The organism is Knoellia sp. Soil729 (assembly GCF_001427985.1).
GTDB lineage: Bacteria > Actinomycetota > Actinomycetes > Actinomycetales > Dermatophilaceae > Knoellia.
This window is the reverse complement of the sequence record NZ_LMSA01000001.1, coordinates 607,796-630,138: the sequence shown is the minus strand read 5'-3', so window position 1 is coordinate 630,138 and position 22,343 is coordinate 607,796. Positions and strand designations below refer to the sequence as shown.

21 protein-coding genes are annotated in these 22,343 nt (G+C 71.9%); 9 read left to right on the top strand and 12 right to left on the bottom strand.

The genetic code is table 11. From position 1 onward, the window contains the following. Positions 1-131: 131 nt before the first annotated feature. Positions 132-1,307 carry a glycosyltransferase family 4 protein gene (locus ASG74_RS02865; RefSeq protein ID WP_056138765.1) on the bottom strand — a complete coding sequence of 392 codons (1,176 nt, stop codon included), beginning with the start codon at positions 1,305-1,307 and terminating at the stop codon, positions 132-134. A 73-nt stretch (positions 1,308-1,380) separates the two neighbouring features. Further along, positions 1,381-2,565, bottom strand: a complete 1,185-nt coding sequence (gene manA / locus ASG74_RS02860; RefSeq protein ID WP_056138763.1) for a mannose-6-phosphate isomerase, class I — start codon at positions 2,563-2,565, stop codon at positions 1,381-1,383. Between the two features lie 38 nt (positions 2,566-2,603). Between manA and ASG74_RS02855 the strand changes: the two genes are divergently transcribed. The 3 genes from ASG74_RS02855 (at position 2,604) to ASG74_RS02845 (ending at position 4,325) form a co-directional block, all read left to right on the top strand. Further along, positions 2,604-3,683 (top strand): mannose-1-phosphate guanylyltransferase, encoded by a 1,080-nt coding sequence (locus tag ASG74_RS02855; RefSeq protein ID WP_056138761.1) that lies wholly within the window; start codon positions 2,604-2,606, stop codon positions 3,681-3,683. Positions 3,684-3,744: 61 nt separating this feature from the next. After that, the gene (locus ASG74_RS02850) at positions 3,745-4,023 is read left to right on the top strand and encodes a type II toxin-antitoxin system RelE/ParE family toxin (protein WP_200942506.1); all 279 of its coding nucleotides are present in this window, start codon (positions 3,745-3,747) and stop codon (positions 4,021-4,023) included. Positions 4,024-4,040: 17 nt separating this feature from the next. After that, positions 4,041-4,325 carry a HigA family addiction module antitoxin gene (locus ASG74_RS02845; protein WP_056138757.1) on the top strand — a complete coding sequence of 95 codons (285 nt, stop codon included), beginning with the start codon at positions 4,041-4,043 and terminating at the stop codon, positions 4,323-4,325. 14 nt (positions 4,326-4,339) lie between these two features. Here the strand turns inward: ASG74_RS02845 and ASG74_RS02840 are convergent, their stop codons facing one another. Both ASG74_RS02840 and ASG74_RS02835 read right to left on the bottom strand, forming a co-directional pair. Continuing rightward, on the bottom strand, positions 4,340-5,932 hold the full coding sequence (locus ASG74_RS02840; RefSeq protein WP_056138755.1) for an ABC transporter permease: 1,593 nt from the start codon (positions 5,930-5,932) through the stop codon (positions 4,340-4,342). Then, positions 5,929-6,843: an ABC transporter ATP-binding protein gene (locus ASG74_RS02835; protein WP_056138753.1), complete on the bottom strand. Its 915-nt coding sequence runs from the start codon at positions 6,841-6,843 to the stop codon at positions 5,929-5,931. Before ASG74_RS02835 ends, ASG74_RS02840 begins: the two co-directional genes overlap by 4 nt. A 53-nt stretch (positions 6,844-6,896) precedes the next feature. Between ASG74_RS02835 and ASG74_RS02830 the strand changes: the two genes are divergently transcribed. The 5 genes from ASG74_RS02830 (at position 6,897) to ASG74_RS02810 (ending at position 11,623) form a co-directional block, all read left to right on the top strand. Beyond that, complete coding sequence (locus ASG74_RS02830; RefSeq protein WP_056138746.1) at positions 6,897-7,442, top strand: GbsR/MarR family transcriptional regulator; 546 nt, start codon at positions 6,897-6,899, stop codon at positions 7,440-7,442. A gap of 110 nt (positions 7,443-7,552) precedes the next feature. Next, positions 7,553-8,776, top strand: coding sequence for an amidohydrolase (locus ASG74_RS02825; protein ID WP_056138744.1), 1,224 nt, complete (start codon positions 7,553-7,555; stop codon positions 8,774-8,776). Then, positions 8,769-9,167: a cytidine deaminase gene (locus tag ASG74_RS02820; RefSeq protein WP_056138742.1), complete on the top strand. Its 399-nt coding sequence runs from the start codon at positions 8,769-8,771 to the stop codon at positions 9,165-9,167. Before ASG74_RS02825 ends, ASG74_RS02820 begins: the two co-directional genes overlap by 8 nt. Positions 9,168-9,242: 75 nt before the next feature. Then, a complete protein-coding gene (locus ASG74_RS02815) occupies positions 9,243-10,532 on the top strand; it encodes a thymidine phosphorylase (protein WP_056138740.1) in 1,290 nt (429 codons plus the stop codon). After that, entirely contained in the window at positions 10,532-11,623 is a 1,092-nt protein-coding gene (locus tag ASG74_RS02810; protein WP_056138737.1) for an adenosine deaminase, read from the top strand. Before ASG74_RS02815 ends, ASG74_RS02810 begins: the two co-directional genes overlap by 1 nt. A gap of 36 nt (positions 11,624-11,659) precedes the next feature. On the opposite strand, the gene ASG74_RS02805 is transcribed toward ASG74_RS02810, so the two are convergent. Further along, positions 11,660-12,655 (bottom strand): stage II sporulation protein M, encoded by a 996-nt coding sequence (locus ASG74_RS02805; protein ID WP_056138735.1) that lies wholly within the window; start codon positions 12,653-12,655, stop codon positions 11,660-11,662. 55 nt (positions 12,656-12,710) lie between these two features. On the opposite strand from ASG74_RS02805, the gene ASG74_RS02800 reads away from it, so the two are divergent. Next, a complete protein-coding gene (locus tag ASG74_RS02800; protein WP_056138733.1) occupies positions 12,711-13,532 on the top strand; it encodes an RDD family protein in 822 nt (273 codons plus the stop codon). Positions 13,533-13,535: 3 nt separating this feature from the next. On the opposite strand, the gene ASG74_RS02795 is transcribed toward ASG74_RS02800, so the two are convergent. The 7 genes from ASG74_RS02795 to ASG74_RS02765 form a co-directional block, all read right to left on the bottom strand. After that, the gene (locus ASG74_RS02795; protein ID WP_056138731.1) at positions 13,536-14,828 is read right to left on the bottom strand and encodes a DUF58 domain-containing protein; all 1,293 of its coding nucleotides are present in this window, start codon (positions 14,826-14,828) and stop codon (positions 13,536-13,538) included. A 7-nt stretch (positions 14,829-14,835) separates the two neighbouring features. Next, positions 14,836-15,828, bottom strand: coding sequence for an AAA family ATPase (locus tag ASG74_RS02790; RefSeq protein WP_056138729.1), 993 nt, complete (start codon positions 15,826-15,828; stop codon positions 14,836-14,838). After that, positions 15,825-17,015 (bottom strand): DUF4350 domain-containing protein, encoded by a 1,191-nt coding sequence (locus tag ASG74_RS02785; RefSeq protein ID WP_056138727.1) that lies wholly within the window; start codon positions 17,013-17,015, stop codon positions 15,825-15,827. Before ASG74_RS02785 ends, ASG74_RS02790 begins: the two co-directional genes overlap by 4 nt. Then, positions 17,012-17,653, bottom strand: a complete 642-nt coding sequence (locus ASG74_RS02780; RefSeq protein ID WP_056138725.1) for a DUF4129 domain-containing protein — start codon at positions 17,651-17,653, stop codon at positions 17,012-17,014. The genes ASG74_RS02785 and ASG74_RS02780 overlap by 4 nt, the downstream gene beginning before the upstream one ends. Next, entirely contained in the window at positions 17,650-18,807 is a 1,158-nt protein-coding gene (locus tag ASG74_RS02775; RefSeq protein ID WP_056138723.1) for a glycerophosphoryl diester phosphodiesterase membrane domain-containing protein, read from the bottom strand. Before ASG74_RS02775 ends, ASG74_RS02780 begins: the two co-directional genes overlap by 4 nt. 72 nt (positions 18,808-18,879) lie before the next feature. Continuing rightward, the gene (locus ASG74_RS02770) at positions 18,880-20,892 is read right to left on the bottom strand and encodes a vWA domain-containing protein (protein ID WP_056138721.1); all 2,013 of its coding nucleotides are present in this window, start codon (positions 20,890-20,892) and stop codon (positions 18,880-18,882) included. A gap of 9 nt (positions 20,893-20,901) precedes the next feature. Next, complete coding sequence (locus tag ASG74_RS02765) at positions 20,902-22,287, bottom strand: hypothetical protein (RefSeq protein WP_056138718.1); 1,386 nt, start codon at positions 22,285-22,287, stop codon at positions 20,902-20,904. Positions 22,288-22,343: the final 56 nt, after the last annotated feature.

Genomic DNA, 22,343 nt, shown 5'->3' with positions numbered 1-22,343 from the left:
GGGTGCTGCCAGCGCCGGAGAGGCGGTGGCCGTCACCGCGGTCGTGACCAGTGCGGCCACCACGAGTGCCGTCCTTCTGACGACGCGCGAGGGGGAGAGGGCCACCTGTCGACCCTACGGGACCGGGCCCCTCAGGCGGCGTGAAATGCGCGGGCCTCGCGGGCCGTGCCTGCTGCGGTGTAGTGGCCCACGAGCTGCTCGGTCAGGCTGACCCACGAGTGGCCGCGGACGGCCTGCTCGGCGCATGCCCCCATGGCGGCGCGCCAGCCGGCGTCGCCCACGAGCGCGTCGACGTGGTCGTGCAGCGAGCCTGGGCTGTCGGGGTCGAAGAGCAGGCCCGTGCGGCCGTGCTCGACGAGGTCGAGGGGGCCACCACGCGCCGGAGCAACCACGGGCAGGCCGGCCGCGGCCGCCTCCTGGAGTGTCTGCCCGAACGTCTCGCGGGTGCCGGTGTGCACGAAGACGTCGAACGCGGCATACGAGCGGGCCAGCTCGTCGCCGCTCTGGCGACCCAGGAAGACGGGTGACCGGTTGGGGCGCCCGGGCATGGTTGCCACGGCCTCGGTGAGCTGCGCTCCGACCTGCGCGCGGCCGGGGCCGTCTCCCACGATGACCAGCCGGGTTCCGGGGATCTGGGCGACCTCGGTCAGGCGCCACAGCTCCTTCTCGGGGGCGAGCCGCCCGACGTAGCCGAGGAGGACCTCGCCGCCCGGTGCCAGGGCGCGGCGCAGCTGAGCCGTCCGCGGGTCGGTGCGCCAGCGTGGCGAGAACAGGCTCGTGTCAACGCCTCTGGCCCACAGGTCGGTGCGCGGCACCCCGTGGGCGCGCAGCTCAGACAGGGTGGCCCGGGAGGGGGCGAGGGTGATGTCGGCGTGGGCGTGCATCCGCCGGATCCAGCGCCACGCTGCACTGGCCGCACCTGCCCGGAGCCGGTCGGGGCCGTGCTGGGCGAGGTAGCTCGGCATGTCGGTCTGGTAGATCGCGACGGCGGCGGTGCCGGTCTGGTCGGCCAGCTGCAGGGCGCGCGCACCCAGGACGAACGGCGAGGCCGCGTGGATGACGTCCGCCTCGAACTCCTCGAGCGCCCGGCGCAGCGCGGGAGTCGGCACGCCGGCGGGGAACTGACGCACCGGGATCGAGGGCAGGCCGCGCACCCGGAACCCCTCGAACGTCGCCGGAGCCGGCCCGGGGGCGATGATGAGGGCCTCGTGGCCGAGCGCACGCAGCGACTGTGCCACCCGGCATACGCTCGTCGTCACGCCGTTGAGCGTCGGGAGGAACGACTCCGTCACCATGGCCACTCGCATGGGTCCACGGTCTCGGTGCCTGGTGGTGGGGCAGCGGCCTGCGGTGGTGTGTCAGGTGAGCAGCGGGTGAACGTCAGACCGTGGGCAGCGTGACGAGGAAGACCTCGCCGCTCCCGGTCACGGTGACGTCGCGGTCACGGGCCGACAGGTAGGCCGCCTGCACCGACCCCAGCGCCAGGCTCGCCTGCGGCGTCGTGAGGGTGACGTCCCCGTGCAGGCAGAACGCGATGCGGGGAGTGCCGTCGCCCGGCAGGATGACCTGGTCGGGGGAGTGTAGCCGGCGCAGGGCGAAGCGGTCGGACCGACTGGGGAAGCGCTCGGTGGCGGGGAGCTCCGGGTCGGTCTCGGCGTGCCCGACGCAGCCGTCGGCATCGGGGTCGACGATGCGCAGGAGCTCGGGGATGTTGATCTCCTTGCCGGTGAGTCCGGCGCGAACGACGTTGTCGGAGTTGGCAAGCACCTCGATGCCCAGACCGCGCACGTAGGAGTGCAGCACGCCGGCCGGCACGTCGAGGTAGTCGCCGGGCTCGAGGACCCGGTGGTACATGAGCAGGAGCACCACGAGCCCGATGTCGTCCGGGTGGTCCTCGGCGACGCGCGCGATGGCCGCGCAGTGGTGACCCTCGGCGTCGCGGCTGGCGGAGACGCGCACGCAGGCCGCGACGAGCTCGCGGGCGAACCCGGCGTGCTCCTCGGCCGGGGTGGCGAGGATGGCGGCGAGCAGGGCATGGCTGGGGTTCGGCTGGGTGCTCGCCGCGTCGACCAAGGCGGTGAGCCGCGGGATGGCGAGTCGCTTGGTGAGCGAGGCGACCTCGTCCGGTGGCCGCATGCCGACGAAGACCATGAACGGCGCGATGGCCACGAGCATCTCGGGCTTGGCCCAGTCGTCGACGTAGGTCGCGTCGGCGTCCCCGGCGGCATGGTCGCGCTCGCGGATCTCTCGCGCCTGCTCGGCGGTGGGGTGGGCCTGGATGGAGATCGCGCGACCGGGGGCGAGCACCTTGAGGAGGAACGGCAGACGGCCCTCGTATGCCGTGCAGCACTCCGCCCCCATCTCACCTTCGGGGTCGGCCCGGATGACGTCGGCCAGCGTCGTGGCCACGCCGTCGCGGGTGATGCCGCAGGGGCCGCTCTCGTGGGCGCCCATCCAGAGCTCGGACTCGGGCTCGGCGCTGGGGATGGAGCGGCCCTGGAGGCTGGCGATGGACACGTGGGAGCCCCAGGCGTCGGTGAACAGCACCGGCTCCAGCAGATCCATCGGGCCATCGTAGGTGTCGGGGTGGCTAGCCTGACGCCATGTCAGACATTCCCGGGTTCTGGGCCGTCATCCCTGCGGGGGGAGCCGGGACCCGCCTGTGGCCGCTGTCTCGCGCCGGCCACCCCAAGTTCCTGCACGACCTCACCGGCTCCGGGCGCAGCCTGCTCCAGGAGACCGTGGACCGGGTGACGCCGCTGGCCGGCGACCGGGTCGTCATCGTGACGGGCGCGGCCCACGAGGCCGCGGTGCGGGAGCAGCTGCCCTCGCTCGCCGATGCGCAGGTCATCGCCGAGCCGGCCCCCCGCGAGTCGATGGCGGCGATCGGGCTGGCAGCAGCCGTCGTCGAGGCGCAGGACCCCGAGGCGATTCTCGGTTCCTTCGCGGCCGACCACGTCATCCCCGACGCGTCGGCCTTCCACGCCTGCGTGACCGAGGCGGTCGAGGTGGCCCGCGGCGGACGCGTCGTGACCATCGGCATCGAGCCGACCCATCCGTCGACGGGCTTCGGCTACATCCAGATGGGAGCGGCGATCCCCGGCGTGGCAACGGCCCGGCGGGTGCGTCAGTTCGTCGAGAAGCCGGACGGCCGACGTGCCGCTGCCTATCTTGCAACTGGTGAGTTCCGTTGGAATGCAGGCATGTTCGTCGTGCGAGCGGCAACCCTGCTCGACCTCCTGCACCGCTGGCACCCCGAGCTGGCCGACGGCGTGCGCGCCATCGCCGCGGACCCGTCGCGGCTCGACGCGATCTGGTCCACCCTCGAGAAGATCGCCATCGACCATGCGGTCGCCGAGCCCGCCGCCGACATCGGCGTGGTAGCCGTGGTGCCCGGGAACTTCGCCTGGGACGACATCGGGGACTTCTCGAGCCTCGCCTCGCTGCTGCCCGAACCCGAGGAAGGGCCGCGCATCCTCGGGGACCCGGCGCTCGTGCACTCGGTCGACTCCACCGGCCTCGTCTCGCCGCGCGGCGGTCGACCCATCGCCGTCGTGGGGGTGGAGGACGTCGTCGTCATCGACTCGGGGGACGCCGTGCTCGTCACGACCCGGGAGCGTGCCCAGGACGTCAAGCAGGTCGTCGCGCTGCTCAAGGAGCTGGGCCGGACCGACCTCACTTGAGTGCCTCACTACGAGCTGGGGAGCTGTTGTAGCGCGTATCGATACGCGATACAGTTGTGTGGTGATCGTGAGCTTCCGCCACAAGGGTCTGGAGAAGCTGTATCGCCATGGCACGAAGAAGGGTGTGCAAGCGGACCACGTCCCCAAACTGCTCCGAATACTGTCGGCGCTGGATGTGGCACAGGCCCCCGACGACCTGGCAATCCCATCATTTCGGACGCACCGACTCAAAGGTGACTTGGCCGGGTACTACTCGATCTGGGTGAACGGCAACTGGCGGATCACCTTCCGCTTCATCGAATCGGATGTTGAGCTCGTCGACTATCAGGACTACCACTGAGCAGGAAGGAGAACCACATGATGAAGAACCCCGTCCATCCGGGCGAGATTCTGCGCGACGACGTGCTCGCAGAGATCGGGCTGAGCGTCAGCGAGGCCGCCGCACGGCTGGGCATCTCCCGCGTGACGTTGAGCCGGGTGCTGCACGGTCATGCCCGTATCAGTTCCAATCTCGCTGTTCGCCTCGAAGCGGCTGGAGTGGGCACCGCACGGGCTTGGCTCGCCATGCAGGCGGCCTACGACCTCGCCACGGAGCGAGCAGGCGGGATCCCCAAGGTCAAACCCCTGCAACCAGTCGCGTGAGTGTGCGGCGGGGCTCAGGCAGCGTCGCGACGCCGGTATGCCGAGAAGGCCAGTCCCGTGAGCAGCGCAGCGACCGCGCAGAGCACGATCGCCGACGTCGGCGAGAAGTTGCCTCCCGGCAGCTGGGGCGCGTGCGCGAACGGTGACACCTTCACCAGCCAGTCGGGGAGGCCGACCGTGGCGCCGAACTCACCGAGTGCGAACGCGACCGCCAGGGCACCCCAGCCGATGGCCGGCGCCCGGATGGGCAGGGCCGCGGACGCGAGGAGAGCCACCGCCACGAGGACGGCGACCGCAGGGAGGCGGGAGGCCGACGCAGCCAGCATCGAGACCGTGCCGGGAGCCTCGTCCTGACCGCCGGAGACCAGCGCGACGACCAGGCCGAGAGCGAGCAGCAGCGCAGCAGGGAGGGCGAACGCGGGCAGGGCATGGGCGCCGAGCCAGGCGTTGCGTGAGGTCGCGGTGGCGAGGACCGGCTCGCCGCGACCTGCCCGCTCCTCGGACGCGAGCCGCAGCGCCAGCGAGATGCCCGCGGCGGCAGCAGCGACGGCGACGAACGCGAGCTCGGTCGCGAGGAAGATGTCGGTGATGCTGCCGGCGCTCCCGCCGAGCGCCTTGAGCATGTCAACGACCGACTGGTCGGAGGCCATATCCGCCACGGATCCGACCAGCCCGCCGAGCACCGCTCCGAGGATGACGAAGGCGGCCAGCCACCCGAGGGCAGCAGGCCGGGCGAGGTGCCAGACGAGAACCAGGGGGGTGCCCAGCCCGTCCTTGGCGCGGGCCGGACCGGGACGCGCAGCGACGAGCCCGGCCCCGAGGTCACGTCGGTCGAGGAGGGAGAACGCGAGCGCCACCAGCGCGACCGCAAGCGCCACCGCCAGCCCGAGAACCCAGAACCGGTTGCCTCCGTAGGCGCTGACCTTCGACGCCCAACCCAGCGGGCTGACCCACGAGATGACAGCCACCGAGCCACGGGCCGTGTCGCCGATGGCGCGCAGGACGAACATGGCCGCGAGGGCGCTGAGCGCGATCCCGGCGCAGGCCCGGGCGCTCGTCGTCAGCTGGGCGGCGACGGCGGTCACCCCGACCATCGCCAGGCCGGCGATCATCCACGCCACGCCCATGGCGACCGACCCGGTGGCGTCCAGACCCACGGCGATGAGCCCGATCGTGGTCAGCAGGCTAGCCCCGACGACGGCGAGAGCGGCGAGCGTCATCGCGGCGGTGAGGGGTGCGCGTCGCCCGACGACGCCCGCCCCCACGAGCTCGAGGCGACCCACCTCCTCCTCGAGGCGCGTGTGGCGGCGCACCACGGCATACGCCAACAACCCGACGAAGACCGCACCCATGAGCACGGTCTTGAACACCGACAACGCGTCCCGGTTGGTGGCGGCGACCGGGCCGTACATCGCGACGACGGACGGGTTGGTCAGGACCGAGCCCAGACCGTTGCGGGCGGCCTCGTCGGTCGGATAGAGGTCGATGGTGGCCTGCGCCGACCCGACCGAGAGGGCGGTGAGGGCGAGCAGGCTGACGGGGATGAGGACGCGGTCTCGACGCCACGCGAGGTGGAGCAACGTGCCGGTCCCGGTCAGGGTGCTCATGCGACCGGCACCCCCTCGGGCGGCGCGCTGTAGTGCGCGAGAAAGAGGTCCTCGAGGCTGGCCGGCTCACAGGTCAGGCTCGTCAGGCCCAGCCGGTCGAGCCGGCTCACGGCATCACCGACATGGGGGGCGTCGACGGAGAAGCGGACCTCGGTGCGGCCTCCGTCGACCAGGACGTCGCTCACTCCGGCCCACTGCGAGATGTCCTGTGCGACAGGGCTCCTCACGACGGCGTGCACGGTCGAACGCGAAAGGTGGCGCAGGTCCGCGAGGGTGCCCGACTCGACGATCCGCCCGGCGCGCACGATGCTCACGCGCTCGCAGGCGTGCTCGACCTCGCTGAGGATGTGGCTCGACAGCAGCACGGAGTGGCCGCGGCTGCGGGCGGCGCGCAGCTCGTCCTGGAAGACGCGCTCCATGAGCGGGTCGAGGCCGGACGTCGGCTCGTCGAGGATGAGCAGGGGAGCGTCGGAGGCGAGGGCGGCGATGAGCGCGACCTTCTGCCGGTTGCCCTTGGAGTAGGAGCGCGACTTCTTCCTCGGGTCGAGCTCGAAGCGCTCGATGAGGTCGGCGCGACGTCCCTCGTCGATGCCCCCTCGGAGCCGGGAGAGGACGTCGATGACCTCCCCGCCGGTGAGGTTGGGCCACAGCGCCACGTCGCCGGGGACGTAGGCGACGCGCCGGTGCAGCTCGGTCGCGTCGGCCCACGGGTCGCCCCCGAAGAGGCTGGTGTGCCCGGAGTCGGGCCGGGTGAGCCCGAGGAGGATGCGGATGGTCGTCGACTTGCCGGAGCCGTTGGGACCGAGGAAGCCGTGGACCTCACCCTCGGGAACGGTGAGGTCGAGACCGTCGAGCGCCACGGTGGCGCCGAACGTCTTGCGGAGGTCGCGTGTCTCGATGACGGTGTTCACGACCCCGAATCTACGCTCTTTTCACAAATGAGTGAATAATCTAAACTTCCCGTATGCCGGCCCGCTCGACGACCACGTCCGTCTCGCCTCCCGCTGATCGCACCGCCACTCGCAGGGCTGGTGACGGACGTCAGTCGGATCCTCGGGGCGAGTCGCACGCGGTCGTCGAGCGGCTCGGGTCGGCGCTGGCCGGCGCAGGCTTCCCGCCGATGCCCTCGCGCATCTTCGCCGCCCTGCTCGCCGACCACGACGGCCGGATGACCGCTGCCGAGCTGATCGAGCAGCTGTCCGTCAGTGCCGCGGCCGTGTCGGGGGCGGTGCGCTACCTCGCCCACGTCGGGCTCATCCGGCGAGAGCGCGAGCGGGGCGGACGCAAGGACGTCTTCGTCGTGCTCGACGACGCCTGGCACGGTGCGATGACGAGCACCGACCAGGTCCATGCGCCGATCCTCGCGGCGCTCACCGAGGGCGTGGACCACTTCGGTGTCGGCACCCAGCCGGGGGACCGCCTGCAGCTGTCCAAGGAGTTCCTCGAGTTCGTCTCGGTGGAGATGCAGGGGATCAGCGAGCGCTGGGACGCCTACAAGCGCACTCGGTGAGGAGCGCCGGCGCGGTGCCTCCCGAGGTTGCGTCTGCGGACTCGGTGCCTGTGGCGACCACAGGCGCAGACGCAGGGGAAGCGGCGGGGGCCCAGTAGCATGGGCTCCTCATGACTGACACCCTCTCTGCCCTCGGCGCCACCGTCGCGACCTTCCTGCCCGAGCTCGTCGAGATCCGCCGCGACCTGCATGCGCACCCCGAGCTCGCCCGGCTCGAGACCCGCACCACCGACCTCATCGCCACCCGCCTCGAGGCGGCCGGCGTGCGCGTCCGCCGACTCTCGGGAACCGGACTGGTCGCTGACGTCGGAGCCGAGCAGGCGGCATACCGGGTTGCCCTGCGTGCGGACATGGACGCACTCCCCGTGCAGGAGCGGACGGGACTGCCGTTCGCGTCGACCCGCGACGGCGTGACGCACGCGTGCGGGCACGACGTCCACGTCACGGCGCTCCTCGGTGCGGTGCTCGCGCTCAAGGAGCACGAGCAGACGCTGCTCGAGCGCGGCACCGCGGTGCGCGCGATCTTCCAGGCGGCCGAGGAGGTCATCCCCGGTGGTGCGCACGAGGCAATCGCCGAGGGTGTGATGGACGGCGTCGACGCGATCTTCGCGGTGCACTGCGACCCGTCGCTCGACGTCGGACAGGTCGGCCTGCGCGAGGGACCGATCACCGCTGCGTGCGACCACCTCAGGGTCGAGCTCACCGGCAGTGGCGGGCACACGTCGCGGCCGCAGCTGACCCAGGACCTGACCTATGCCCTGGCCAAGGTCGTCACCGACGTCCCCGCAGTGCTGTCGCGGCGGCTGGACCCGCGAGCCGGTGCCGCGCTCGTGTGGGGAGTCGTGCGGGCCGGGACGGCGAGCAACGTCATCCCGAGCACGGGGGAGTGCAGTGGGACCCTGCGCATGCTCGACGCCAACGCCTGGCTCACCGTCGGACCGCTGCTCGAGGAGATCGTCCAGGGGGTCGTCGCCCCCTACGGTGTGACGGCCCGGCTGGAGCGCATCAAGGGGGTGCCGCCCGTCGTCAACCAGGCCGACGCGATCGACGCGCTGCGTTTCGCGTGTCTGGGCTCGGGTCTGCAGATGGCGTCGACGGTCCAGTCGCTCGGCGGCGAGGACTACTCCTGGTACCTCTCGCACGCGCCGGGCGCCATGGCGCGCCTCGGCACGCGTACGCCGGGGGGACGAACCTATGACCTGCACCAAGGTGACGTCGTCATCGACGAGGAGGCGATCTCGTGCGGAGCCCGGCTCCTCGCGTCGGTCGTCGTGGCCCACACGGTCAAGGCAGGCGGAGACGTGCTCGCGAAGGGGGCCGGTGAACATGAGTGACATCGACTGGGATGCGTTGCGGGACAGGGCCGTCGAGATGACGGCCCGGGCCTATGCGCCTTACTCGAACTACCCGGTCGGGGTGGCTGGGCTCACCGCCGACGGACGGATGGTCGCCGGCTGCAACGTCGAGAACGCCGGCTACGGCGTGACGCTGTGTGCTGAGTGCGGCATGGTCTCCGAGCTGCACGCCACCGGTGGCGGAAGGCTCGTCGCCGTCTACTGCGTCGACGGCCGGGGCGAGGCGCTCATGCCGTGCGGCCGGTGCCGACAGCTGCTCTGGGAGAACGGTGGTGCGGCCTGCCAGCTGATGACCCCCGAGGGCATCCAGACCATGGCGCAGGTGCTGCCCCAGGCGTTCGGGCCGGAGAACCTCCAGCAGCGAGCCTGAGCCGAGCTCGACCGGTGGGCAGCGGCGCGCCAGAGCCGCGGTGGGCCCGCGAGGGCTGATGACATGATGACGCCCATGAGCGAGAGTTTTGACGCCGTCGACGTCATCATGGCCAAGCGTGACAAGCGCGAGCTGAGCGACGAGCAGATCCGTTGGGTTATCGACGCCTACACCCGTGGCGGCGTCGCCGAGGAGCAGATGAGCGCACTGGCCATGGCGGTCCTCCTCAACGGGATGAACCGCCGTGAGATCGCCACGTGGACCGGCGCGATGATCGCCAGCGGTGAGCGGATGGACTTCTCCTCCCTCTCGCGACCCACTGCGGACAAGCACTCGACCGGCGGCGTCGGCGACAAGATCACGCTGCCGCTGGCGCCGCTGGTCGCCGTCTTCGGGGTGGCCGTGCCGCAGCTGTCCGGCCGCGGCCTGGGGCACACCGGCGGCACCCTCGACAAGCTCGAGTCGATCGCCGGCTGGAAGGCCGACCTGTCCAACGAGGCGATGCTGCGCCAGCTCGACGACGTCGGGGCCGTCATCTGCGCTGCTGGCTCGGGCCTGGCGCCGGCCGACAAGAAGCTCTATGCCCTGCGCGACGTCACCGGCACCGTCGAGGCTATCCCCCTCATCGCGAGCTCGATCATGAGCAAGAAGATCGCCGAGGGCACCGGTGCCCTCGTCCTCGACGTCAAGGTCGGTTCCGGCGCGTTCATGAAGAACCGTGAGGACGCCACCGAGCTGGCCCGCACCATGGTCGAGCTCGGCACCGATGCGGGCGTCAACACCGTCGCCCTGCTCACCAACATGCAGACCCCGCTGGGGCTCACGGCCGGCAACGCCCTCGAGGTGCGCGAGTCCGTCGAGGTGCTCGCCGGGGGCGGTCCCGAGGACGTCGTCGAGCTGACCGTCGCGCTGGCCCAGGAGATGCTCGCCGCGGCTGGTCGTGACGGCGACGACGTCGCTGCTGCGCTCAAGGACGGGCGGGCCATGGACGCCTGGCGCCGGATGATCTCCGCCCAGGGCGGGAACCCCGACGCCGAGCTGCCCGTCGCCAAGCACACCGAGGAGGTCCTGGCTCCCGCCGACGGCGTCCTCACCCAGCTCGACGCCTATGCCGTGGGCGTCGCCGCGTGGCGCCTCGGTGCGGGCCGGGCGCGCAAGGAGGACCCGGTGCAGGCCGGCGCCGGCGTCGAGCTGCACGTCAAGCCAGGTGCCATCGTCCGGGGCGGCGAGAAGCTCATGACGCTGCACACCGACACCCCCGAGAAGTTCGAACGGGCCAAGGAGTCCTTGGAGGGCGGCTTCACCATCGCCCCCGAGGGGTCGCGCCCGGACCTGCTGCCCCTGCTCATCGACAGGATCGCCTGATGCCCGGCGCCGTGCCCTCCGCCATCGTCCAGCGCGCCCCCAAGGCGCTGCTCCACGACCACCTCGACGGTGGCCTGCGACCGCAGACGATCATCGACCTCGCCCTGGAGTCGGGCTACGACGGGTTGCCCTCGACCGATGCCGACGAGCTCGGCCGCTGGTTCCGCGACAGCGCCGACTCCGGCTCGCTCGAGCGCTACCTCGAGACCTTCAGCCACACGGTCGCGGTCATGCAGACCGCGGAGCAGCTGCGCCGGGTGGCGCGCGAGTGCGCGCTCGACCTCGCTGCGGACGGGGTGGTCTATGCCGAGTCGCGCTTCGCCCCGGAGCAGCACGTCGAGGGTCGGCTGAGCCTGCCCGAGGTCATCGAGGCGGTCCTCGAGGGCCTGCGCGAGGGCGAGGAGGAGGCGGCCGCGGCCGGCACCCCGATTCGCATGGTCGCCCTCCTCACGGCCATGCGGCACGCGGCCAAGAGCGACGAGATCGCCGAGCTCGTCGTGCGCTATCGCGACCGGGGCGTGGGCGGGTTTGACATCGCCGGCGCCGAGGCAGGGTTCCCGCCCAGCCGGCACCTGTCCGCGTTCGAGTACCTCCGCCGCGAGAACGCCCACTTCACGATCCACGCGGGCGAGGCGTTCGGCCTGCCGAGCATCTGGGAGGCCATCCAGTGGTGTGGCGCCGACCGGCTCGGGCACGGAGTCCGCATCGTCGACGACATCACGAGCGATGGTGACACGCACACGCTGGGTCTCCTCGCGGCATACGTGCGTGACACCCGGATCCCGCTCGAGATGGCACCGACGTCCAACCTCCAGACCGGCGCCGCCGAATCCATTGCGGCACACCCGATCACGCTCCTCAAGGACCTGCGCTTCCGGGTCACCGTCAACACGGACAACCGGCTCATGTCGGGCACGTCCATGACTCGCGAGATGCAGCTCCTCGTCGACGAGGCCGGGTGGACGCTCGAGGACCTGCGGTGGGCGACGATCAACGCGATGAAGTCGGCCTTCATCCCGTTCGACGAGCGGCTCCAGATCATCGAGCACGTCGTCAAGCCGGGCTATGCCGCGCTGACCGCCGCCACCTGAGCCCCGGCTCGCCCCTGCGGGCGGCCGGCCACACAGCTAGGCCGCGGCGGGGGCCGTGGCGGCCTGGTCGCGCTCGGCGACGTCGCCCGTCACGCCGGCACGTGAGGCCCGGCCACCGACGACGAACACATAGGCAAAGAAGAGTGACTCGGCCACCACGCCGATGACGATGCGGGCCCACGTCGGCAGGCCCGACGGCGTCACGAAGCCCTCGATCCCTCCACTGACGAAGAGCACGACGACGAGTCCCAGGGCGATGCCAGCCGCAGTGCGGCCCTCAGCAGCCAGGGAGTCCAGCCGGGTCCTCGGCCCCGGCTCGATCCATGACCAGAAGAGCCGCAGCCCGACCGCGGCCGCCACGAAGATCGCCGTGAGCTCGAGCAGGCCGTGGGGCAGGATCAGCCCGAAGAACAGGGAGCCGCGGTCGTGGCTCACCATGAGCGCGCCCGCGATCCCGACGCTGATGACGTTCTGCGCGAGCACGAACAGCACCGGGAGACCGAGCACACCCAGGGCGATGCACTGGGCGGCCACCCACGCGTTGTTGGTCCACACCAGGGTGGCGAACTCGTGGTGCGGGTACTCGGAGTAGTAGTTCTCGAAGTCCGTGTTGACGTAGGCGTCGATCTCGGCGCGGGTCATCTGCTGGGTGAAGACCTCCGGGTGCTGAACCGCCCAGGCGCCCACGACCACCGCCAGCACGACACTGCCGATCATCGTCGCGAGCCACCAGCGTCGCGTGCGGTAGAGGGCGGCCGGAAAGGTCTGGGTGAAGAAGCGGGCCGCGTCACCGAACGTCGTGGTGCGAGACCCCGTGGCCGTATGCCGTGCCCGTGCCAGGAGCGCGGACAGATAGCTCACCAGCGACGGGTCCGGGCTGGCCGACCGCACGACCGAGAGGTGGGTGGAGACCCGCTGGTAGAGGTCGAGCAGCTCGTCGGACTCTGCCCCCGAGAGCCTGCGCCGACCCACGAGCTCCTCGAGTCGGCGCCACTGACCCACATGAGTGGCGATGTAGGCGTCGAGGTCCACGGCGCCACTCTATGTTGCTCGACCAGGACCATGCGGGCCCAAGTACGCTCGCCGCATGAGCGTCGAGGCGGGCTACCAGACCTACGCCGGCGAGGACCTCGTCACCGGCGAGGGTGTCTCCGTCGAGGTCCCCGTGGCGAGCGTCCCGAGCCGGGTCGCGTCCCGCCTCATCGACCTCCTCATCACGGTCGTCCTGGCCGTCGGTTCCTTCTTCGTCGTGGGATCGCTCGTGGGGTTCGCCTCCGACGCCGTCGCCCAGGCCGCCGCGCTCGTCCTCGTCGTCGGCCTCACGGTGATCCTGCCGGTGGCCTTCGAGGTGCTCACCAAGGGGCACAGTCCTGGCAAGTACGCGCTCGGGCTCTGCACCGTCCGCGACGACGGTGGCCCGATCACCCTGCGGCACAGCGTCATCCGGCACCTCGTGGGATTCGTCGAGTTCTATCTCCTGCAGGGCGCTCCAGCGGTCATCGCAGCCGTGATCCACCCTCGGGCCAAGCGCCTGGGTGACATGGCAGCAGGCACCTATGTCATGTCGCTGCGCCACAAGCTGCAGATGACGGCCCCGCCGGAGGCACCTCCCGCCCTCGAGCACTGGGTCCGCGGGACCGACATCGGCCCGATGCCGGCGTCGCTGGCGATCGGGATGAGGCAGTTCCTCACGCGCACCGGGTCGCTCTCGGCCCAGTCGCGACACCACCTCGGCGAGGACCTCTGCGCGCAGGTACTGCGCCACGTGTCGCCGCCGCCTCCACCGGGGGTGCATCCCGAGTGGATCCTGCGAGCGGTCCTGGCCGAGCGCCGCCGACGCGACCTCGAGCGGTTGTCGTCCGAGGACGCGCGCGCCCACCGGCTCCTGCCGCCCGACCCACTGGCCTGAGCGTCAGAGGAGGCCTTGGCGCTTGAGGGACAGGTAGTGGTCGACCAGGGCCAGGGGCAGCTGTTCGGGGGTCTCGTCGAGCACGTCGACGCCGAGCGCGCGGAAGGCACCCGCTGTCCGGGCACGCAGCCCGACGGTGCGCTCGGCTGCCGCGGCGGCATACACGTCCGTCGCGGTTCCCCGACCACGACGCAACGCCTCGACGGCCGGGTCGGCGACCGAGGCGACGACGACGCGGTGGCGTGCCGCCAGCGCGGGCAGGACCGGGAGCAGCCCCTCCTCGAGAGCCGACGACTCCAACGGGGTGATGAGGACGACCAGGGCCCGCTGCGTGCTGGCGCGGGTGACCTCGGCCGCGAGCAGCCGCCAGTCGGCCTCGATGAGCTGGGCCTGCACCGGTGCCAGCTCGGAGATGGCGTCGTGCAGCACGCCGACCCGGTCGTGGCCCGACACGTGGGCACGCACGACCCGGTCGCCGGCGATGACGTGGACCCGGTCCCGTGCGTGGCCGGCGATGGCCGTGAGGAAGAGTGCGGCGTCCATGCCCGAGTCGAGACGGGGGGCGTCACCGATGCGGCCCGCGCTCGTGCGAGAGGTGTCGAGGACGATGACGATGCGCCGGTGCTGCTCGGGCTGCCACGTGCGCACGACGAGGTCTCGTCGTCGCGCTGTCGCCCGCCAGTCGATGGAGCGCACGTCATCGCCCTCGACGTAGTCGCGCAGCGAGTCGAACTCCGTGCCCTGTCCACGGGTGCGCATGGCCGCGCGCCCGTCGAGCTGGCGCAGCACGGCGAGGCGGCTGGGGATGTGCTTGCGCGACGGGAACGGATGGAGCACGCGCAATCGCCCGGGCACCTCCAGCGATGCCTGGCGGGCGCCCACCCCCAGCGGTCCCCGCAGGCGGACCGTGGTGCGGTCGGCCACCCGGTCGCCGCGGCGCGTGGGCGTGAGGGTCGTGGTGAGCCGCGTGCGTTCACCACCGGCAAGGCGGAGCGTATGCCGGGTGGGCTCGGCTCCCGTGGACGGCGGCCAGGCGTCACGCAGCAGGCCTCGGGCGGTGCGGGTGCCGGGGTTGGTGACGAGCAGGGAGGTGCTCGCCGAGTCACCCAGACGCACCGACGCGGGCAGCCCGCGCTCGAACCGCAGGTCGCGGGGTCGAGGAGCGAGCCACACGTCCACGGTGACGACGACCGCGCACAGCAGCAGCCACAGCCACACCGTCGACGCGGCGGGCCGCAGCACCACCGGGACGATGCCGAGGAGGACGAGCCAGATGGCTCGCGGGGTCAGGGCCATCAGCGCGTCAGCGGGGGACCGGCACGGACCCCAGGGCGCTGTCGAGGACGGCGCTGACGTCCACGCCCTCGAGCTCGGCCTCGGGACGCAGGGAGAGCCGGTGGGTCAGCGTGGCGTGCGCGAGGGCCTTGACGTCGTCCGGGGTGACGTAGCCGCGCCCGTTGAGCCAGGCCCACGCCCGCGCCGTGGACATGAGGGCGGTGGCGCCTCGCGGGCTGACCCCGAGGGAGAGCGAGGGAGACGTCCGGGTGGCGCGGGCGATGTCGACGACGTAGGCCGCGACGTCGTCACTGACCTCGACCTGCCGCACCGCGTGCGCCCCGGCCTCCAGGTCGGCTCCGGAGGCGACGGGGCCCAGGCCGGCGGCACCCAGGTCACGCGGGTCGAACCCGTCGGCGTGACGTCGGAGCACCGCCACCTCGTCGCCTCGCGAGGGCAGGGGCAGGGTCACCTTGAGCAGGAAGCGGTCGAGCTGGGCCTCGGGCAGGGGATAGGTGCCTTCGTACTCGACGGGGTTCTGGGTCGCGGCCACCATGAACGGCGAGGGCAGCGAGTGCGGCGCGCCGTCGACGCTCACCTGCCGCTCCTCCATCGCCTCGAGCAGCGCCGACTGGGTCTTGGGGGGCGTGCGGTTGATCTCGTCGGCCAGCAGGATGTTGGTGAACACCGGACCCTCGCGGAAGGTGAAGTCGCTCGTGCGGGCGTCGAAGACGAGTGAGCCGGTGAGGTCGCCGGGCATGAGGTCCGGGGTGAACTGCACGCGCTTGGTTTGCACGTCCAGCGCCTGCGAGAGCGAGCGCACGAGCAGCGTCTTGGCCACGCCGGGAACCCCCTCGAGGAGGATGTGGCCGCGGCACAGCAGCGCGACGAGCAGTCCCGTGACTGCGGCGTCCTGGCCGACCACCGCCTTGGCGACCTCGGCGCGCACGCGCAGCAGTGCCTCGCGAGCCTCGGGTGCGACGGGTTGGGGTGCGGCTGCGTGGGCAGGGGTCTCGGTCATGTGCGGTGTGCCTTCTCCTCGAGGTCGGACAGGTCCTGGGCAAGCCGCACGAGGGCGGCGTCATCAGTGGGTTCGGGTCCGGCGACGAGGGCGAGGACCTCGCTGACGGGACGGCCGGAGGCGGCCGCGACAGCGCGGGCGACCGTCTCGAGCGAGTCTGCGCGACGCAGACCCAGCCGGGAGCGCAGCCGGTCGAGCGTGGCGATCCGGAGCACGGCGGCGGCGCGCGGCCGGTCCTGCGCGCGGCGATAGAGCCGACCGCGGCTCTCGGTCGTCTCCACGGCGCGGACCACGACGGGCAGGGGTTCGCGCACGAGTCGGCCCAGCCGCCGCCCCCGCACGAGGGCAAGGACGATGAGGGAGGTCGCCAGCAGCGCGAGGGCGGGTGCGAGCCACGCGGGGAGCAGCCCACCGCTCTCGCCGTCATCCGAGGCAGAGCCCGCGAGGTCGCCGACGTCGGGCTGGTACCACAGGAGCCGCGGCGACCCACCGAGCAACCGGAGCGCGATGGCCGCGTTGTCCTCGTCGCGAATCGTGCCGTTGGAGAAGCCTGCGGTGCTCCCGACGACGGTCACCGGTGCGTGGGCCGACGTCGACGGCAGCTCGAGCAGGCCGGCGCCGTGCGCCCCCTCGCCCTCGTCTCCGTCCTGCGACGCGAGGGTCAACGGGAAGCACACCTGTGCGCCGGCCGCCTCGCTGCTGGACTCGTAGCGGGTGTCGATGCCGAGAAGCGAGTCGCCCTCGTCGACCGTGTCGGTCTGGCAGCGGCTCTCGACCTGCACGTTCGCGCCGATCGGCAGTGCGGTGGCCGTGACGCCCAGGGCGCGCAGCTGGTCGGTCGACGGGGACAGCACCACCAAGCGGTCGACGGCGACGGACTCCTGCCGCAGCGTTGCCGCCGCGGCCGTGCCGAGGTTGGTGGTGTTGGCGACGACGAGGCTGGTGCCGGCGTCGCTCGAGCGCAGTGCGCCAGACACGTCCTCGATGGACGTCGAGACCTGCACGTCCACGCCGTTCTGCTCGAGCACCGCCACGAGCGCGGCTGCCCCGGGAGCCTGCACGCCCTCGGGGTCCATGGCGCCGCCCGGTGGGGTGGTGGCGATGGCGATGGCCGCCAGGGCTCCCACCCCGAGTGCGACGAGGAGCAGCCAGAGGCCGGCGCGCCGCCACCGCAGCACGGCGCTCATGCCAGGACCCCCTCAAGGCGGGGACGTGCTCGGCCCAGGCGCTCGTCGAGGGCGAGCAGCGCGCGCGCCTCGTCCTCACCGGCCTTGTCGTGCCCGTAGCGCACCGCGTCGAACCGGTCAGCCCCCACCCGCAGACCGCGCTCCTCGCTCGGAAAGGCGCGCGACAGGTCCAGGGAGGCCTCGTGGGCGGTACGGCCCGGCTGCGCGTCGAGGATCGTGCGCTCCACCGCGGAGGCGACGATCGCGCGGTAGCCGTCGAGGACGACCGTGTTCCAGTCGCCTTCTCGCGCAGCGCCGTGCGCCCGATCCCTGTATGCCGTCGCGTCCACTCCGCGTTCGTCGAGGACTTCGCGCCCGCTCCGGCTCCGGCGCGCCCGGGCCTCCGGTCGCAGCAGGACCGCGGCGACGAGGGCGATGAGCGCGGCCACCACGAGCAGCACGACGACGAGGACCCAGGGGGGCAGCCCCGGCCCGCTGGTCTCGAAGAGCCCGAGCAGCCACTCCCGGAAGCGGTCCCAGAGACTGGGCTCGACGGCATACCGGGGTTTGGACAGCTCGTCCTCGAGCAGGCGGCGTCCCTCGCTTCGGGACGGGTCGAGAGGTGGCGCGTCCAGGCGCAGGAGGAAGGGCAGGATCATGCCCGCGCTGAGCCCCAGGGGGGAGCCGCTGCGCCCTGCGCGGTCTGGATGAGCTGGACGTCGAGGCCCTCACGCCGGATGCGGTGGTCGACATAGAGCAGGGCGTCGAGCCCGGCCGTGATCGGGGTCGTGATGGCGCCGGCCACGACACCGCTGACACCCGTCATGACCGCCTGCCAGACGTACATCTGGTCGAGGGGGATGCCGGTGAAGGCGAGGGCGCCACCGAGGATCGCGAGCGGGGCGGTGATGAGGGAGCCGATGACGCCGATCGCGATCGCGGCGAGCAGGCGGATCCCGAAGAGCCGCCAGAACAGGTTGCCACCGGTGAGCCGCCACGAGCGGCCGAAGGCCTTGCCCACGCTGAGGTTCTCGAGGATGAGCGAGGGCGTGACGAACGCCAACCGGGTCCAGAGGAAGCACATGGCCATGAGCAGCAGGATCGCGCCGAAGATGATGGCGAGGATGCCGGCGGCCCTGAGCCCGTCACTGCCCGCGCTGTCGGCCGCGACCAAGACCCCGATGGGGAGGCCGACCAGGACGGCGGCGGTGGCCAGGAAGGCCAGCGAGGTCAGCACGGTCGCACCCAGGAGCGCCCAGATGCGCCGCGCGGTCCCGCGCCACGTCTCGCCGGCGCTGACCTTGCGTCCGAGGACGGCCTGGCCGATGACGTAGGCGAGGAACCCGGCGAGCAGGATCGTGGAGAACCAGGAGCCTATCGAGGGGATGAACGAGCCCACCGTCCCGACGAGGCCGGCCGTGTCGCTGTTGACCGACTCCTCCAGCGAGACAGACTCCTCGTTGCTCGAGACCCAGGCGCCGAGGGCCGTGAAGGGCACGAGGAAGACCAGCGAGGTCAGCGCGGCCAGACCGACGGTGGCGGCGACATTGCCGCGCACCGCGCGGAACACACCACCGAAGACGTCGTTCATCGTGAGCGGGCGCAGGGGGATGATGCCGGGTCGGAAGTCCAGGTGGCGCAGCTGCTCAGGTGGGACGTAGCTCGGCCGAGCCGGCGGGTAGCCCGGGTACGGAACCTGGGACGGGACCGGCGCGGGAGCCGCGCCCGGCGGGGGACCGGGGCGGCCGGCATACGGGTCCTGCTCAGGGCGTCCGGAAGCACTTCCCGGTGCGGACCAACCGTGGTCGCTCATGTGTGCGTGCCTCCCCGCGGCGCTGACTGGTCAGAACCCTAACCGAGGCGCCGTGCCGGCGATGGCACCTCGTCAGACCCAGAAGCCACGACCACCGTTCCAGTCGCCGAACTGGTCGCGGTAGGACGTCCCCGGGGCGCGCGACCCGAGGTAGGACCCGACCACGGCGGCACCGAGGTCGTCGAGCTCGGGGCTGACCATCCGGCCGCCCACCCGCCGCGCCATCGAGTCGATGAAGCGGGCCAGGCCCGGGTCCTCACCGAGCCGGAAGAACGTCACCTGCGCACCGAGCCGGGCCGAGCCGTCCAGCTCGCGCACCGAGCGGGCGATGGTCACCGGGTCGGGCGGGTAGTCGAACCAGACCGCCCCGTCGGCCTCGAGGTGCGCGGTCGGTTCGCCGTCGGTGACGATGAGGAGCACCGGCTGGGCGTTGGGGTGGCGGCGGAAGAAGCGGTTGGCGAGCAGCAGCGCGTGGTGGAGGTTGGTGCCCTTCTCCCAGCGTGCGTCGAGTGCGGTGAGCTGCTCGATCTCCATGACCTCGGCGTGGCGCCCGAAGCCGATGAGCTGGAGGTCGTCCCCGCGGAAGCGGGACTGCACGAGCTGGTGCAGGGCGAGGGCGGTGCGCTTCATCGGCACCCAGCGTCCGTCCATCGCCATCGAGAAGGAGGTGTCCACGAGCAGCGCGACAGCCGCCTGGGTGCGTGCCTCGGTCTCGACGACCTCGACGTCGTCGATGTGGAGCCGCACCGGCGAGCCGCCGTCGCGCAGGACGGCGTTGGTGATGGTCCGCGGGACGTCCCACTGCTGGGTGTCGCCGAACTCCCACGGCTTCGTCGCGCCGGAGGGTTCGCCGGCGAGGCCTGAGGTGCGGGACTCCCGGGCGCCGGTCCGTCCGCTCATCCGGTCTGCGACGTCACGCAGCAGCGCCTTGCCGAGCTCGCGCATCGCCCGGGGCGAGAGGCGCAGCTCGCCGTCGGAGCCGCGCTTGAGGTAGCCGCTGTCGCGCAGGGCGCGCTCGAGCTCCTGCAGGGCGCGGGCGTCGACAGCGGCGTCGTCGCCGAGCTGGCGGGCGAGGGCGTCGAGGTCGAGGTCGTCGAGCCGGGCGCCGCCGTAGGACTGCGAGAGCTGGTCGGCGAGGGCGTCGAGCTGTGCGAGGTCCTGGAGCGCGCCGGTGCCGTCGCCGAGGCCCAGGCCCTCACCGCCCTCGAAGCTCTCCGAGCCCGACCAGTCCTCGCCGGGGCGCAGTGACTGCAGGTTGGAGTCCATGCGGGCGAGCTGCTCCATGAGTCCCGGGGAGCCGAACGCCTGCTGCGACAGCTCCATGAGCTCGGCCCTCTGCTCGGGACTCATCGAGTTGAGCATGCGCTGGGCGGCGGCGGCGCGCTGCGCCAGCGAGTCGAGGAGCTCGTCGACGTCCTGCGGGTCATCCGGGAAGTAGTCGCCATGCTTGTCCATGAACTCGGCGAAGGCCTTGTCGACCTCAGCCTTGCTCTCGGGCGAGCCGTCCGACTGCTGGTGCTTCTCGAGCAGGTCGTTGAGGTCGGAGAGCATCTGCTGGACGGCCGCGCGGTCCTCGTCGGTGGCACCCTCGAGCGCCTGCTTCATCCCCGCGAAGCGCTGGTCGAGGAGCTCGCGGCCGAGGAGGTCCTTGATCTGCTCGTAGGCCTGCCGGGCATCGCTGCTCTGCCAGTCGTAGGACGACAGCTCGCTCACGGCCGAGGCGGTCGAGGTGGGCAGGCTGTCGAGGGTGAGCTCGCGGAATGCTCGGTCGTCGTCGTCCATGGTGATGTCGCGCGCGAGCTGGCCGCGCTCGGCGGTCACGGCCTTGTCGAGGAGCTCGCGCACCTCACGCATGGTGCCGTCGAGGTTGTGGCGTTCGAGGAGGTCCTGTCGGCGCTCGGCCAGCCGGCGGGCGAGGTCGTCGAGACCCTGTTGGTCGCGGCCGCCCCGCCGCAGGAACTCCCGCATGGCGCCCTCGGGGGAGTAGCCGGCCATGACGTCCTGCCCGATGGCGTCGAGCGCCTCGGCGAGGTCCACCGGCGGGGCGAGGGGGTCGCCGCCGTCGTACTTGCGGTAGCGGCTCATGGCCGCGGCTCAGCCATAGATCGTCTCACCGGCGCCGCTCTCCTTGCCGATCTTGCGGGCGAGGAAGAGGCCCTCGAGGGCCAGCTCGATCGCCCCGGCGCGGGAGCCGTCGTCGGTCGCTCCCAGCCGCTCGGTGACCTGGTCGTAGAGGTCGGACTCTCCGAGCACCGGCAGGCCGGCGAGGAAGTCGCGCGCGCTGACGCGGGCGCCCGTGGTGACCATGGCTCCCTCCTCGATGGCCTCGACGAGCAGCCGCAGGTCGACCCCGGCCAGGTGCGCCCGCACGGTCTCGGCGACGGCGCTGCGCAGCAGGTGGCGCAGGATCTCGGCCTCGCGACCCTCCTCGCCGCTCTCGAACTCGATCTTGCCGCCGAGCACGTCCACGGCGGTCTCGAGGTCGACGACGCGCGCCACCGCGACGTCCTCGCCCTGGGTCGTCGCCCGGTGGAGTGCCGCAGCCGCGATGGTCTCGGCGCCCGCGATGGCGAAGCGTGCGCTGACCCCCGAGCGCTGGTCGACGCTGGAGGACGAGCGCAGCCCGCGGGTGAAGCGGGCCAGCACCTCGAGGAGGTAGTCCGGCACGTCGGCGACGAGCTCGGCCTCCTGGGCGATGACCGCGATCTCCTCGCCGACCTCGCGGGGGTAGTGGGTGCGGATCTCGGCGCCGAAGCGGTCCTTGAGCGGGGTGATGATCCGGCCGCGGTTGGTGTAGTCCTCGGGGTTGGCGCTGGCGACGACGAGCACGTCGAGGGGGAGCCGCAGGACGTAGCCGCGGATCTGGATGTCGCGCTCCTCCATGACGTTGAGCATCGCGACCTGGATGCGCTCGGCGAGGTCGGGGAGCTCGTTGATCGCCACTATGCCGCGGTGGCTGCGGGGGATGAGCCCGAAGTGGATGGTCTCGGGGTCGCCGAGGCTGCGGCCCTCGGCCACCTTCATCGGGTCGACGTCACCGATGAGGTCGGCGACGCTGGTGTCGGGCGTGGCGAGCTTCTCGGCGTAGCGCTCATCGCGGTGCCGCCACACGACGGGCAGGTCGTCGCCCAGCTCGGCCGCGCGCCGGATCGAGCCCGGCGTGATCGGGAGGAAGGGGTCCTCGCCGAGCTCGGAGCCCTCGATGACGGGGGACCACTCGTCGAGCAGGCCGACGAGCGCGCGCAGCAGCCGGGTCTTGCCCTGGCCGCGCTCCCCGAGCAGCACGATGTCGTGGCCGGCGAGCAGTGCCCGCTCGACCTGGGGAATCACCGAGTCGGCGAAGCCGTGCAGGCCCGGCCACGGGTCCTCGCCGGCGGCCAGCTTCGCGAGGAGGTTGTCGCGGATCTCCTGGCGCAGGTGCTTGGACTCATGTCCGGCCGCGCGCAGCTGGCCGACGGTACGGGGATCGGGTGCAGTCACCCCTCCACGCTAACCCCGCGCGCTGACAGCGGGGCTGGGAGTCTTCCGGGTGCTCG